Origin of the sequence: Luteimonas suaedae (assembly GCF_008312895.1) — a bacterium.
Lineage (GTDB): Bacteria > Pseudomonadota > Gammaproteobacteria > Xanthomonadales > Xanthomonadaceae > Luteimonas > Luteimonas suaedae.
Genome location: NZ_VSSP01000023.1, coordinates 1 through 13,157 on the forward strand (window position 1 = coordinate 1; position 13,157 = coordinate 13,157).

Annotated in this window: 10 protein-coding genes; 7 read left to right on the top strand and 3 right to left on the bottom strand. The window is 69.0% G+C overall.

Features of this window, described 5'->3' with window-relative positions; genetic code table 11:
• Positions 1-276 precede the first annotated feature (276 nt).
• Together xylA and xylB are read right to left on the bottom strand one after the other, a co-directional pair.
• Positions 277-1,653 (bottom strand): xylose isomerase, encoded by a 1,377-nt coding sequence (gene xylA / locus FXO19_RS18570; RefSeq protein ID WP_149196612.1) that lies wholly within the window; start codon positions 1,651-1,653, stop codon positions 277-279.
• Positions 1,650-3,200 (bottom strand): xylulokinase, encoded by a 1,551-nt coding sequence (xylB, locus tag FXO19_RS18575; protein ID WP_149196613.1) that lies wholly within the window; start codon positions 3,198-3,200, stop codon positions 1,650-1,652. The genes xylA and xylB overlap by 4 nt, the downstream gene beginning before the upstream one ends.
• A 288-nt stretch (positions 3,201-3,488) precedes the next feature.
• On the opposite strand from xylB, the gene FXO19_RS18580 reads away from it, so the two are divergent.
• The 7 genes from FXO19_RS18580 (at position 3,489) to FXO19_RS18615 (ending at position 11,465) form a co-directional block, all read left to right on the top strand.
• Complete coding sequence (locus FXO19_RS18580) at positions 3,489-5,081, top strand: family 43 glycosylhydrolase (protein WP_149196614.1); 1,593 nt, start codon at positions 3,489-3,491, stop codon at positions 5,079-5,081.
• 53 nt (positions 5,082-5,134) lie between these two features.
• On the top strand, positions 5,135-6,196 hold the full coding sequence (locus FXO19_RS18585) for a LacI family DNA-binding transcriptional regulator (protein ID WP_149196615.1): 1,062 nt from the start codon (positions 5,135-5,137) through the stop codon (positions 6,194-6,196).
• Between the two features lie 340 nt (positions 6,197-6,536).
• The gene (locus FXO19_RS18590; RefSeq protein WP_149196616.1) at positions 6,537-6,815 is read left to right on the top strand and encodes a hypothetical protein; all 279 of its coding nucleotides are present in this window, start codon (positions 6,537-6,539) and stop codon (positions 6,813-6,815) included.
• A 73-nt stretch (positions 6,816-6,888) separates the two neighbouring features.
• Positions 6,889-7,737: a 5-dehydro-4-deoxy-D-glucuronate isomerase gene (kduI, locus tag FXO19_RS18595; protein WP_149196617.1), complete on the top strand. Its 849-nt coding sequence runs from the start codon at positions 6,889-6,891 to the stop codon at positions 7,735-7,737.
• Positions 7,738-7,886: 149 nt separating this feature from the next.
• Positions 7,887-8,645 carry a 2-dehydro-3-deoxy-D-gluconate 5-dehydrogenase KduD gene (kduD, locus tag FXO19_RS18600; RefSeq protein ID WP_149196618.1) on the top strand — a complete coding sequence of 253 codons (759 nt, stop codon included), beginning with the start codon at positions 7,887-7,889 and terminating at the stop codon, positions 8,643-8,645.
• A 103-nt stretch (positions 8,646-8,748) separates the two neighbouring features.
• Entirely contained in the window at positions 8,749-9,873 is a 1,125-nt protein-coding gene (locus FXO19_RS18605) for a cupin domain-containing protein (protein ID WP_149196625.1), read from the top strand.
• Positions 9,874-10,667: 794 nt separating this feature from the next.
• Complete coding sequence (locus FXO19_RS18615; protein ID WP_187775855.1) at positions 10,668-11,465, top strand: response regulator transcription factor; 798 nt, start codon at positions 10,668-10,670, stop codon at positions 11,463-11,465.
• A gap of 141 nt (positions 11,466-11,606) precedes the next feature.
• Here the strand turns inward: FXO19_RS18615 and FXO19_RS18620 are convergent, their stop codons facing one another.
• Positions 11,607-12,992 carry a sensor histidine kinase gene (locus tag FXO19_RS18620; RefSeq protein ID WP_149196621.1) on the bottom strand — a complete coding sequence of 462 codons (1,386 nt, stop codon included), beginning with the start codon at positions 12,990-12,992 and terminating at the stop codon, positions 11,607-11,609.
• Positions 12,993-13,157: the final 165 nt, after the last annotated feature.

Below are 13,157 nucleotides of genomic sequence, written 5' to 3' on the forward strand. Positions count from 1 at the left end.
AACGTCGCCACCAGGCTGATCAGCACGATGAAGCGGGTGTTGGGCGACTCCGCGGACGCGGCCTGACCGGAAAGGTTGACGCTGCTCATGGATGCCCCCTCGTGAGAATGATGTGCGCCGCCTGTCCACGTGCGGAAGGCAAGCATGGACCAGGCATTGCCACCTCGGCAATGCAGGCCAGGACCACGTGCCCGCCGCACCACCGCGCTTCGGCTGCCGCGAACCGATCTATTCCGTGCCGTTGTCCATGCGCAAGCGCGACGATTCCCGTTGGCTTCAGCGGTTCCCGACCCGCACCAGGTACTGGTTGATCAGGTTCTCGTAGGCTTCCTGACGGCCGCTGCGGCGTGCCGGCTCTCCGCGCTCGAGCGCCTGTGCACGCAGGCCCGGCAGGTCCAGCTCGCCGGCCGCGAAAGCGCGCCCGGTGCCGCTGTCGAAGCCGGCATAGCGCTCACGGCGCCAGGTTTCCAGCGGCGAGTCGGTCAGCAGCGCGTGCGCCACCTCGAGGCCGCGCGCGAACGCGTCCATGCCGCCGATGTGGGCCAGGAACAGGTCCTCGGCGTCGGTCGACTCGCGCCGCACCTTGGCGTCGAAGTTCAACCCGCCAGGCTGAAGCCCGCCCTGCCGCAGCACCACCAGCATCGCGCCGACGGTGTCGTACAGGTCGGTCGGGAACTGGTCGGTGTCCCAGCCGTTCTGCGGGTTGCCGCGGTTGGCGTCGATGCTGCCGAGCAGGCCGGCGTCGGCCGCCACCTGCAGGTCGTGCTCGAAGCTGTGCCCGGCCAAGGTGGCGTGGTTGGCCTCGATGTTGAGCTTGAAGTCATCGGCCAGGCCGTGGTGTTGCAGGAAGCCCGCCACCGTGGCGCTGTCGAAGTCGTACTGGTGCTTCATCGGCTCCATCGGCTTGGGCTCGATCAGGAAGTTGCCGGTGAAGCCGACGCTGCGGCCGTAGTCGCGCGCCATCGTCAAGAAGCGCGCGAAGTGATCGAGCTCGCGCTTCATGTCGGTGTTGAGCAGGCAGGCATAGCCTTCGCGCCCACCCCAGAACACGTAGTTCTCGCCGCCCAGCTCCACCGTCGCGTCGATCGCCGCCTTCACCTGCACCGCGGCGCGCGCGACCACGTCGAAGTCGGGATTGGTCGCGGCGCCGTTCATGTAGCGCGGGTGCGAGAACAGGTTGGCGGTGCCCCACAGCAGCTTCATGCCGGTGGCCTGCTGGCGCTGTTTCGCCAGCGACACCATGTGCGCGAGGTTCTGCTCGTATTCGCCGATGTCGTCGGCGTCCGGTGCCAGGTCGATGTCGTGGAAGCAGTAGTACGGCACGCCGAGCTTGGTGAAGAACTCGAACGCGGCGTCGAGCTTGGCCTCGGCGCGTGCCAGCGGCGAATCACCAGACGCGGCCGGTGCATCCCAGGGATAGGCGCGGGTGCCCGGTCCGAACGGGTCGTGGCCGGCGTTGCAGAAGCTGTGCCAGTAGCACACGGCGAAGCGCAGGTGCTCGGCCATGGTCTTGTCGCCGATCCGGCGGTCGGCGTCGTAGTGCTTGAACGCCAGCGGATTGTCCGAGCCTGCGCCCTCGAAGGGGATGCGGCCGATGCCGGGGAAGAATTCGCGCGCGCCTTTGAACACGCCTGCTGCGTTGGAAGAGCTCATGCCTGGGTCCGTTGGGAGTTCGGGGAGGGGTCGGGATCGTCGTCGGAATGGTCGGAGGTCGCATACAGCGGGCGCACCGCCGCGAGGTGGCGCAGGAACGTCGCGTAATGCGCGCGATAGGCCCGTGCCTGCGCCGGGCGCGGGCTGGCCGTCGCGGCGGCATCGGTCCGCACGTGCGCCTGCACCGTCTCGGCCAGCGTGCCGCCTGCGCCCGCGGCGCGGTCGCAGGCCCACAGCGCCTGCAGCGCGGCGCCGAACGCGGCGCCTTCGCTTTCCTGGGGGATCTCGACCGGCAGTTCGAAGACATCGGCCACCAGCTGCCGCCAGGCCGCGCTGCGGCTGCCGCCGCCGGTCAGGCACAGGCGCTCGAAACGCAGGCCGGCATCGACGAAGGCGTCGTAGCCGTGGCGCAGGCTGTAGGTCGCGCCCTCCATCGCCGCGCGGTACAGGTGCGCCGGAGTGGTGTTGTGCAGGTCCATGCCGGTCAGGCAGCCGCGGCCGGCGGGCAGGTCCGGGGTGCGCTCGCCGCTGAAGAACGGCAGCAGCACCAGGCCGCCGGCGCCCGGTTCGGTCGCCTCGACCAGCGCGTCGCCGTCACCGGCGGCGATGCCGAACAGGCGGGCCATGGTCTCGGTGGCGACGGTGCAGTTCATGGTGCAGATCAGCGGCAGCCAGCCGCCGGTCGAATCGCAGAACGCGGCCCAGCGGGCGTCGTCGTCCACTACCGGGCGGTCGGCGTAGGCGAACAGCGTGCCCGAGGTGCCCAGGCTCACGGTGAGCCGGCCGGGCTGCACATTGCCGGTGCCGATCGCCGCCATCATGTTGTCGCCGCCGCCGACGGACACGCGCACGTCGGCAGGCAGTCCCAGCTCCGCCGCGATCTGCGCGCGGACCGGGAAGCTGGCGTCGGCCGCCACCAGTGGCGGCAGGCAGACGGCCAGGTCGCGGTCGGAATCGGTTGCTGCCAGCAGCGCCGGCGACCACTGCCGCGTGCGCACGTCCAGCCAGCCGGTGCCGGAGGCATCGCCATGCTCCATCCAGCGCTCGCCGGTCAACCAGAAATCGATGTAGTCGTGCGGCAGCAGGATCGTATGCAGGTCGCGATACACCTCGGGCCGCTGGCGCCGCGTCCACGGCAGCTTCGAAGCCGTGTAGCCGGCCGGCACCGGGTTGCCGGCCAGCGCGACGCAGCGCGCCCGCCCGCCGGCCGCGGCCATGATCCGGCGGCCGTCGGCGTCGGTGCTGGTGTCGTTCCACAGCTTGACCGGGGCCAGCACGCGGCCGTCGGCGCCGAGCGGCACGAAACCGTGCTGCTGTCCCGACACGCCGATGCCGCGCACCCGCGCGCGCAGCGCCGCCGGCATCGCCGAGAAGCACCGGGACACCGCGTCGGTCCACCATTCCGCGCGCTGCTCGCGGGCGCCATCGTCGCCATGAATGAGTTCCAACGGCACGCCGGTGACGAACACGCTGCGTTCCGCGTCCGGGTCGTAGGCCACCAGCTTCACGCTCTGGGTGCCGATGTCGAGTCCCACGAACACGCTCAAGGCCACCACTCCAAAGTCAGTACCGGCGGGGCCGGCCAGCGCCACATGGTAGCGCTAACATAGGGGGACAATGTCAAGCTGAGAGGAATGACTAGCGGTGTCATGTAGCTTCCGAATTCATCCGATCGCATGCGACCCACACTGTAACCGCACCCATCCGGATCGCCTTGCTGCAGCGCACGATGCCGCCGGCGGATCGCTTTGCTACGGTCTGAATGACCAGCGGTGTCATGAGTCGCTCCGGCCGTCTCCGGAGCGGAAGCGCCGCACCATCGACACGAGGCCACGATGACCCTGAAGACGTTCCGATCGCTCCCGATCCTGGCCGGCACCTGGCTGCTCGGCGCCGCCATCTGCGCCGGCGCGGCAACGCCATCGGATCAGGGCGCCTGGGCACGTGGTATCGAAGGCCAGCGCCAGGCCGACCTCGGCGACGGCACGTTCCTCAACCCGATCCTGGCCGGCGACCACCCGGACCCGTCGGTGCTCCGCGACGGCGACGATTACTACCTCACCCTGTCCTCGTTCGACGCGTACCCGGGCCTGCCGCTGTGGCATTCGCGCGACCTGGTCAACTGGCAGCCGCTCGGCCACGCCATCACCACCAGCGTCGGCTCGATCTGGGCGCCGGACCTGGTCCGGCACGAGGGCCGCTACTACATCTACTTCCCCGGTCGTACCGACGCCGGCCGCAACAACTACGTGGTCTGGGCCGACGACATCCGCGGACCGTGGAGCGAACCGATCGCGCTCGATCTGCCCGACCATATCGATCCCGGCCATGCCGTCGGCGAGGACGGCAAGCGCTACCTGTTCCTGAGCGGCGGCGACTACGTGCAGCTGTCGGACGACGGCCTGGCCACGGTCGGCGACGTCAAGCACGCCTACGACGGCTGGCGCTATCCCGAGGAATGGGTGGTCGAAAGCTATTCGCAGGAAGGCCCCAAGATCACCCGCCACAACGGCTGGTACTACATGATCACGGCGGTCGGCGGCACCGCCGGCCCGCCCACCGGGCACATGGTGATCGTGGCGCGCTCGCGCTCGATCCACGGCCCCTGGGAGAACGATCCGAACAACCCGGTGGTGCGCTCGGAGTCGGCGGACGAGCAGTGGTGGTCGCGCGGCCACGCCACCCTGGTCGAAGATGCTGCCGGGCAGTGGTGGATGATGTATCACGGCTACGAGAACGGCTTCTGGACCCTGGGCCGGCAGGCGCTGCTGGACCCGGTAGAGTGGACCGACGACGGCTGGTTCGTCGCCAAGGGCGGCGATCTCGGCCAGCCGCTGCCCAAGCCGGCCGGCGAATCGATCGGCCGCCACGGTATGGCGCTGTCGGACGATTTCTCCGGTGACCGGCTCGGCCACCAGTGGGCGTTCTACCAGCCGGGCCCGGACGAGATGGACCGCATCGCCTTCGAGGACGGCGCGCTGGTGCTGCAGGGCAAGGGCTCGGTGCCCCGTGACGCCTCGCCGCTGACCGCGATCGCCGGCGACCGCGCCTACCAGGTCGAGGTGGAGATGGAGATCGAACCGGGCGCCATCGGCGGCGCGCTGCTGTTCTACAGCGACCGCCTGTATGCGGGGCTGGGCTCGAATGGCGAGGACTTCATCATGCACCGCTACGGCGAGGAACGCCCCGCCAGCCTCAAGCCGGGCAAGGGCGGCCGGCTGTGGCTGCGCCTCACCCACGACGACCACGTGCTCACCATCCACCACAGCCGCGACGGCCGCACCTGGGAGAAGTACGGCGTGCAGATGGAAGTCTCCGGCTACCATCACAACACCGTGGGCAAGTTCCTGTCGTTGCGGCCCGGTATTTATGCCGCCGGCGATGGACGCGTGCGCTTCCACGATTTCCGCTACCGCGCGCTCGACTGAAGCGACCGGCTAGAATCGAACGCAAACCGAATCCACGGCCCGGACCAGAGCGGATGCCCGCAGCGAAGAAAACCAGCAAGGTCGACCCGCCCCCGGTTCCGGGCAAGGCGGCGACGATCAACGACATCGCGCGTCTGGCCGGCGTCTCCAAGAAGACCGTCTCGCGGATCATCAACCGCTCGCCGCTGGTGCGCCAGGACACCCGCGAGCGGGTCGAGGCGCTGATGCGCGAGGTCGGCTATTCGCCCGACCCGATGGCGCGCGGGCTGGCATTCCGGCGCTCGTTCCTGATCGGCATGGTCTACGACAACCCGACCGCGCAGTTCATCGTCAACATGCAGTACGGCGCGCTCGATGCGCTGCGCGACTCCGGCTTCGAACTGGTGGTGCATCCCTGCGACAGCCGCAGCCCCGGCTACATCGACGGCGTGCGCCGCTTCGTGCAGCAGCAGAAGCTGCACGGCGTGATGCTGGTGCCGCGCGTGTCAGAGGACCAGGCCCTGGCCGACATGCTCAAAGCCATCGGCGTCCGCTACACCCGCATCGCCGCCGTGGCCCTGGACGAGCCCTCGCGCATGGTCGTGACCCACGACCGCGACGGCGCCGCCGAGGCCGCCGACTACCTGCAGTCGCTCGGGCATCGTGATCTTGCCCTGATCACCGGCCCGCGCAGCTACCGCTCGGCGATCGAGCGCACCGAGGGCTTCGTGCATGCGCTGGCCAAGCGCGGCATCGAGCTGCCGAAGGCGCGCATCGTCGAGGCCGGTTACACCTTCGAGTCCGGCGTGGCCGCCGCCGAGAAGCTGCTGTCCGGCAAACGCCGGCCCACCGCGATCTTCTGCGGCAACGACGAGATGGCCGCCGGCGTGTACCGGGTCGCGCTGCGCGCCGGCATCAACATCCCGCGGCAGCTGTCGGTGGTCGGCTATGACGACAGCCCGCTGGCCTCGCGGCTGTGGCCGCCGCTGACTTCTGTGCGTCGCGACACCCGCGACACCGGCCGCGTCGCCGCGGCGATGCTGATCCAGGCGGAGGAGGGTGCCAGCGCCCGCCCGGCCGCCAGCGTGCGCCCGCACCTGATCGTCCGCGACTCCTGCCAGCCGCCGGACAGCTGAGCCGCCGAGCCCCCGCCCTGGGGGCGGTTGCGTCGCCTGTGTCGACGCGGTCACCGGATTCCGGCGATGCCGGCATCCCGTCCGGCGCCGGTATCGCGCGTATGACGCGCTCCTACGAAAGATCGTGTCCGTCCGCCCTTCGTAGGAGCGCGCCATGCGCGCGATGCCCCCGACCATAGGCGTCCCACGCCTCCGGCGATCCCACGCGGCCGCTGTCGTCGTCCGTGTGGACGCGACCACCGGATTCCGGCGATGCCGGCATCCCGTGCGGCGCCGGTATCGCGCGTATGACGCGCTCCTACGGAAGATCGTGGCCGTCCGCCCTTCGTAGGAGCGCGCCATGCGCGCGATGCCCCCGAACATCGGCGTCCCGCGTCTCTGGCGATCCCACGCGGCAGCTGTCGCCGCCCGTGTGGACGCGATTACGGGTTCCGGCAATGCTGGCATCCCATGCGGCGCCGGCATCGCGCGTATGACGCGCTCCTACGAAATGCCGGGCCTCGCGGATATCGCGATCGTGGCCGTTCACCCTCCGCTGGCGGGTGATGCACGCGTGGCCGCGGGGCACCGCTCGCAAATTGGCGCAGTGCGAAATGACACCGGTTACCAGAATCCGTAGAATCGCGCCCATCGACCACGGAAGCCGTCCGCGACATCCGCGCCGGGCGCACCAGCCACGGGAGACCGCCCCCATGTACCAGAAGACCTATCACGCCACCCATCCGGGTGTGATGCAGAACATCTCCAACGACGAGCTGCGCGATCTGTATCTGCTCGACGGCCTGTTCGCCGCCGACGACATCCGCCTCAGCTATACCCACTACGAGCGCTTCGTGATCGGCGGCGCCGCGCCGGTTCACAAGTCGGTCGCGCTGCCGAAGCAGACCGAGCCGGAATCGGCCAAGGGCCATCCGTTCCTGGAGCGCCGCGAACTCGGCGTCGTCAACGTCGGCGCCGGCAGCGGCACCGTCACCGTCGACGGCACCGCGCATGCGCTGGCGCCCAAGGACGGCCTGTACGTGCCGATGGGCAGCGAGGAGGTCAGCTTCGCCTCGGACGATGCCGGCACCCCGGCGAAGTTCTATCTCGCTTCCACCCCGGCGCACGCGCGCTACGAGGTTAAGCACATCTCCATCGATCAGGCGGTGCCGCTCGAGCGCGGCGCGCTGGAGACCAGCAACGAGCGCACCATCTACCAGTACATCGTGCCGGCCACCTGCAAGTCCTCGCAGCTGCTGCTGGGGCTGACGATCCTCAAGCCGGGCAGCGTGTGGAACACCATGCCGCCGCACCTGCACGACCGCCGCTCCGAGGTGTACTTCTACTTCGACCTCGGCGAGAACGACCGCGTCTACCACTTCATGGGCCAGCCCGACGCGCAGCGCCACATCGTCGTCGCCGACGGCGAAGCGGTGGTATCGCCGCCGTGGTCGATCCACATGGGCTCGGGCACCAGCAACTACTGCTTCATCTGGGCGATGGGCGGCGAGAACCTCGACTACACCGACATGCATGTGCTCGACATCTGCCAGTTGAAATGATCTCGTAGGAGCGGCCCATGGCCGCGATGCCGCGGGAGGCTCCGGCGGGATCGGCGGCGTTCCCAGGCGCGTCCGCCCGCGCCGGTATCGCGCGCATGGCGCTCCTACATTTCTGGCTTGAAGCACCGCAAAAAGAGGCCTCATACCCAATGTCTCCTTCTTTCGATCTCAGCGGCAAAGTCGCCCTCGTCACCGGTGCCAACACCGGCCTCGGCCAGGGCATCGCCGTGGCGCTGGCGCAGGCTGGCGCCGACATCGCCGCGGTCGGCCGCAGCGCCCCGTCCGACACCGAGGCGCGGGTGACCGCGCTCGGCCGCCGTTTCGCCTGGATCGAGGCTTCGCTCGACACCATCGCCCCGGTGCAGGACGTCGTGGACACCGCGATCGAGCGCCTCGGCCGTATCGACATCCTGGTCAACAACGCCGGCACCATCCGCCGCAACGACGCGCTCGACTTCACCGAGGACGACTGGGACGCGGTGGTCGGCGTGAACCTCAAGACCCTGTTCTTCCTGTCGCAGGCGGTCGCCCGCAGCCTCGTCGCCGCCGGGCGCGGCGGCAAGATCATCAACATCGCCTCGATGCTGTCCTTCCAGGGCGGCATCCGCGTCGCGTCGTACACCGCCAGCAAGTCCGGCGTGCTCGGCGTCACCCGGCTGCTGGCCAACGAGTGGGCGGCGAAGGGCATCAACGTCAACGCCATCGCGCCGGGCTACTTCGCCACCAACAACACCGAGGCGCTGCGCAACGACGAAGCGCGCAACGCGGCGATCCTCGATCGCATCCCAGCCGGGCGCTGGGGCGATCCGTCGGATCTCGGCGGCGCCGCGGTGTTCCTGTCCTCGGCCGCGGCCGACTACGTGCACGGCGCGGTGCTGCCGGTCGACGGCGGCTGGCTGGCGCGCTGACGGCCGGGAATCGGGAATGGAGAATCGGGAATCGCGAAGGCGTAGAAGCGGGGTCCGTTTTCCGGCGGGTGCCGGATGGGTGCTGGCCTGTCTATTGTTCCCGATGTTCGTGTTGGCGACCGGGGGCGTGCATGCCGCGCCCAAGCGGGTGTTCGTGGTCGGCGATTCCACCGCCAGCGAATATGGACCGGAGCGTGCGCCGCGCACGGGCTGGGGACAGGTGCTGCAGGAATATCTCGATCCTGCCGTCTACGAGGTCCGCAACCACGCCAAGAGCGGCCGCAGCGCGCGCAGCTTCATCGAAGAGGACTGGTTCGCGCCGGTCGAGGATGCACTCGCCGCCGGCGACGTGCTGCTGATCCAGTTCGGCCACAACGACGCCAAGTTCGAGGACCCGTCGCGCTACAACGAGCCCGGACAGGCGTTCCCGCAGTGGCTGATGCGTTACGTCGCGCTGGCGCGGGAGCGTGGCGCCACCCCGGTGCTGATCACGTCGGTGGCGCGGCGCAAGTTCGACCACGGCCAGCTGCTCGACACCCACGGGCTCTATGCGCAGGCGGTGCGCGACCTGGCGCGGCGCGAGCAGGTCGCGCTGATCGACCTCACCGCCGCCAGCACGGACTGGCTGCGCGCGCTGGGCGACGAGGCCTCGAAGCCGTACTACATGCACGTGCCGGAGCAGGGGCAGGCCGACGACACCCATTTCAGCCGCGCCGGCGCCACCCTGGTCGCCTGCCTGGTGGTGCGCGAATGGAAGGCGCTGGACCCGGCACTCGGGCCGAGTGTCGTGCGCGACACCGACTGCGGCGCACCCGCCGATGCGCGGGCGATGCGCGCCGCGCAGCCGCATCCGTCGCAAGTGCTGCGCGCGAACGACGTCGCTACGGTCGAGCAGCCGGGTCCGCACGGTGGCCCCGGGCCCACCACCGCCTGGCCGTACTTCGCCGATGCGGAGACGTTGCCGTTTGCCTTCCGCAAGCGCGTGTTGCAACCGGGCGCCGGCATCGGCCTGCATCCGCACGACAAGGACGAGATCTACTACGTGCTCTCGGGCCGCGGCGTGTTCGTCCTCGATGGCGAAGCGCACGAGGTCGGGCCCGGCGACGCCATGCTCACCCGCCCCGGCAGCACCCACGCCCTTCAGCAGGCCGGCGACGCCGACCTCGAGATCCTGATCGTCTATCCCATCAAGGCTGCGCCGCTTCCTGCTGGTCGGAAAAGTCCTTAGCGATCTTCCGGTGCTGCTTCGAAGCAAGTCTCCGACTCTGCTGCTGCCTCTTCATCACGAGTAACTGAATGGAGGATCCTTCTCCCGTTTACGGGGTGAGGGCATGCTGCTTGCGGGCCATTGGCCCACGCACGACCGAACGCCCAGGCGCTTTATGCGCGTGGGCCGGGGCGCGGAGCGAGGTGGCGCGAAGCGCCGGATGAGGGCGCTCTTAGGCGTCAATTTTGAGGGGACAGGTTCAGAAGCCCCTCTCCCTTTGGGGCGAGACCGCACGGCTTGCGCGCCACTGGCGCGCGTGCGCTGGAGCGTCCGTGCCGCTGGCACGGGCCGGGGCGCGGAGCGGGGGTTGGGGTGAGGGTACGGCGAAGTGGCGATGGTTCAGACCTCTGCCGCTTCGCCGTACCCTTGCGGTGCGCCAAGGCCCACCCTATGCGGGTGACAGGGTGGGCCTTTGCCCACCACGATCGTCTGCAATGACGCGCCGCCTATCCGCCGCGCCACCTCGCCCCGGCCCTTGCGCAGTGAGGGCGTTCAGGCATGCGCGAGCCAATGGCTTGCAAGCCGCACGCCTTCACCCCGAAGGGAGAAGGGTCAGGACGCCGTGCCGCCGCCACCGCGGGTGAGACGATTGACACCGGTTACTAGCAATACTGGGAACTGTCACCCTGTTCACGTAAAAAGGGAGATGGAATCCCTGTGTCTGAAGTTATTTTTTTGTTATGGTGTGCCTGCGCCGGTTGCGCGCGAATTGGGGACTTCATCAAATCTCTGTCCGGTGGTCGACCGTCACGTCGATGACGGCGACTGCGGCTGTCGCCGGGTGCGACGGGGCCAGCGCCCCGGAATCCGCCGGCAACCGCGCATCGGCATTTTTTGGTGCATGCATTATGAATACAGCGGTACTGCAAGCGACCGATGAACTGCCCAGGCTGGCGGTGGTCGAGGACGATCGGGAGTTCAGGGAGGACGTTCTGGTACCTGCGCTCACGCGCGCGGGCTTCGACGTGGATGGCATGGCGAGCGCATTCGAGCTCTACCGGGCGATGACCGCGCGGCGCTACGACCTCGTGCTGCTCGATGCCGGGCTGCCGGACGAGGACGGGTTCAGCATTGCCGCGCACCTGCGCAGCCTGTCGTCGGCACTCGGGATCGTCATGCTCACCGGCTACGCCTCCGGCGACGACCGCATGCGCGGCCTGCGTGCCGGCGTCGACGCCTACCTGTCCAAGCCGGCGAGCATGGAGATGGTGGTGACCACGTTGCGCAACCTGGCCCGCCGGATCGTTCCGAACGCGAACCTTCGCGCCAGGTGGCGTCTGGACGAGGGAAGCTGGCGCATCCTGTCGCCGAACGGCGTTGAGATCGCGATGAGCCTGGCCGAGCGGGAGGTGATGAAGACCCTGGCCGCGAGTTGCGGTGTCCCGATCAAGCGCGAAGCGTTGATCGCCGGCCTGGCCGAGAACGTGCACGACTTCGATCCGCACCGGCTGGAGATGCTGGTCCACCGCCTGCGCAAGAAATGCCTGAAGCTGGCACGCGAGGAGCTCCCGCTCCGCGCCGTGCGCGGTGTCGGCTACGTCCTGACCTGGTAGCCCGTTCCCGACCGATCGCGGTCGGGACCATGCCGCAATGGATTGCATGGATGCGGCAATGATGCCCCGGCGCCGAACGTGCCCGCGGAGCGTCACGCGGCATCGCGCCCATGGGGCGCTCCTACGGAGGGGGATTGCACGTTACCGCTGTTCCGCGGATCCGGCGCGTTCGCGTCCGGGCCCGGCCGTGCCATCGGCCATCGGCAGGCGCACAAAGAAGCGCGTGCCCACGCCGGGATTGCTGTCCAGGTCGATGCTGCCGCCGGCGGACTCGACCAGGTTGCGCACGATCGCCAGCCCCAGGCCCGTGCCCTGGCCGCTGGGCTTGGTGGTGAAGAACGGCTCGAACGCCCGTGCCTGCACGTCGCGCTTCATGCCGTGGCCGTTGTCGCCGAGAACGATCTCCACCTCGTCCAGGTCCTGCAGCGCGCGCAGGTCGATGCGGAAGCGGCCGCCGTCGGGCATGGCATGCGCGGCGTTGGCGGTCATGTTGAGGATCGCCAGCCCGAACTGGGCCCGGTCGAAGGCGATCGGGCAGTCGTCCCCGGGCAGCCGCAGGTCCAGGACGATGCCGGCGCCGAGGGTCTGTCGCAGCATCGGCTGCATGTCGCGCAGTGCCTCGCCGGCATCGAACACCTCGATCCGGGTGACCTCCTGTCGGCTGAAGTGCAACAGCTTGCGAGTGATCGCGGTGGCGCGGTGCGCAGCCGATTCCAGCCCGGACAGGGCCTTCGCCATCTCGGCCTCGCTCCCGGCCTGTTTGCCTTGCTCGATGTAGCCGAGCATCAGCGTCATCAGGTGATTGAAGTCATGGGCGACGCCCGCGCACATCCGCCCCACGGCCTCCACCTTCTGCGTATGCAGCAACTGCGCCTGTGCCTGCTCGCGTGCCGCGATCTCCGCCTCCAGCCGCCGGTTCGCCCGCGCCAGCTCGTGGCCGCGCCGGGTGGCTTCCTCCAGGCTGCCGCGCAGCGCCGCCACGCTACGGTCGACCACCACCGCGATCAGCAGGAACATCACCGAACGGATCGCCGCGTCGCCGACCAGGTGCGCCAGTTCCGCATCGGTCGAACGCGCCTCCGACACCGCGCCCACGAACAGTGCCGCCGCCAACACCGCGTACATCGCCCACAGCGCGCGCCGCCCGACCATCATCCCGGCGACGAACAGCCACAGGACCTGGATCGGCTGCTCGTACACCTGCGCCGAAATGCCGCTGCCGGCGTAGGCGACCAGCATCATCAACGCCACCACCACCAGCAACTGGCGCAGCGCCCACTGGAAGCGGCCGCGCCGGATCAACACGAAGCAGAAGAGCGCCACCGCGCTGATCAGCAGGCTGCTGACCAGGCTCGCGGTCTCGCCCGGGCGCCAGGCGATGTCGGTACCGAAAATCCGGTACAGCCACATCAGCGGCGGCAGGGCGCCGAGGATCAGCAACACGACCTGCAGCATCGGTGCATTGCGCCGGTCGACCGGATCGTCGATCGGCGCGCGCTGCAGCCAGCCGCCCAATGTTCGCCACATCTCGCAATCCTTACCCATCGCTAACCGCGACCAATATACCGATCGGTTCCGAAAGCCGCTGGCAGTCGGCATCCCGCAGGCTTGGCATGACCTGATATCTCCCGAACGATCCGCCGATCGACCCGCGGTGCTCTGGTCCCGCCCCGGCTGCTTTCCGGCAGAATG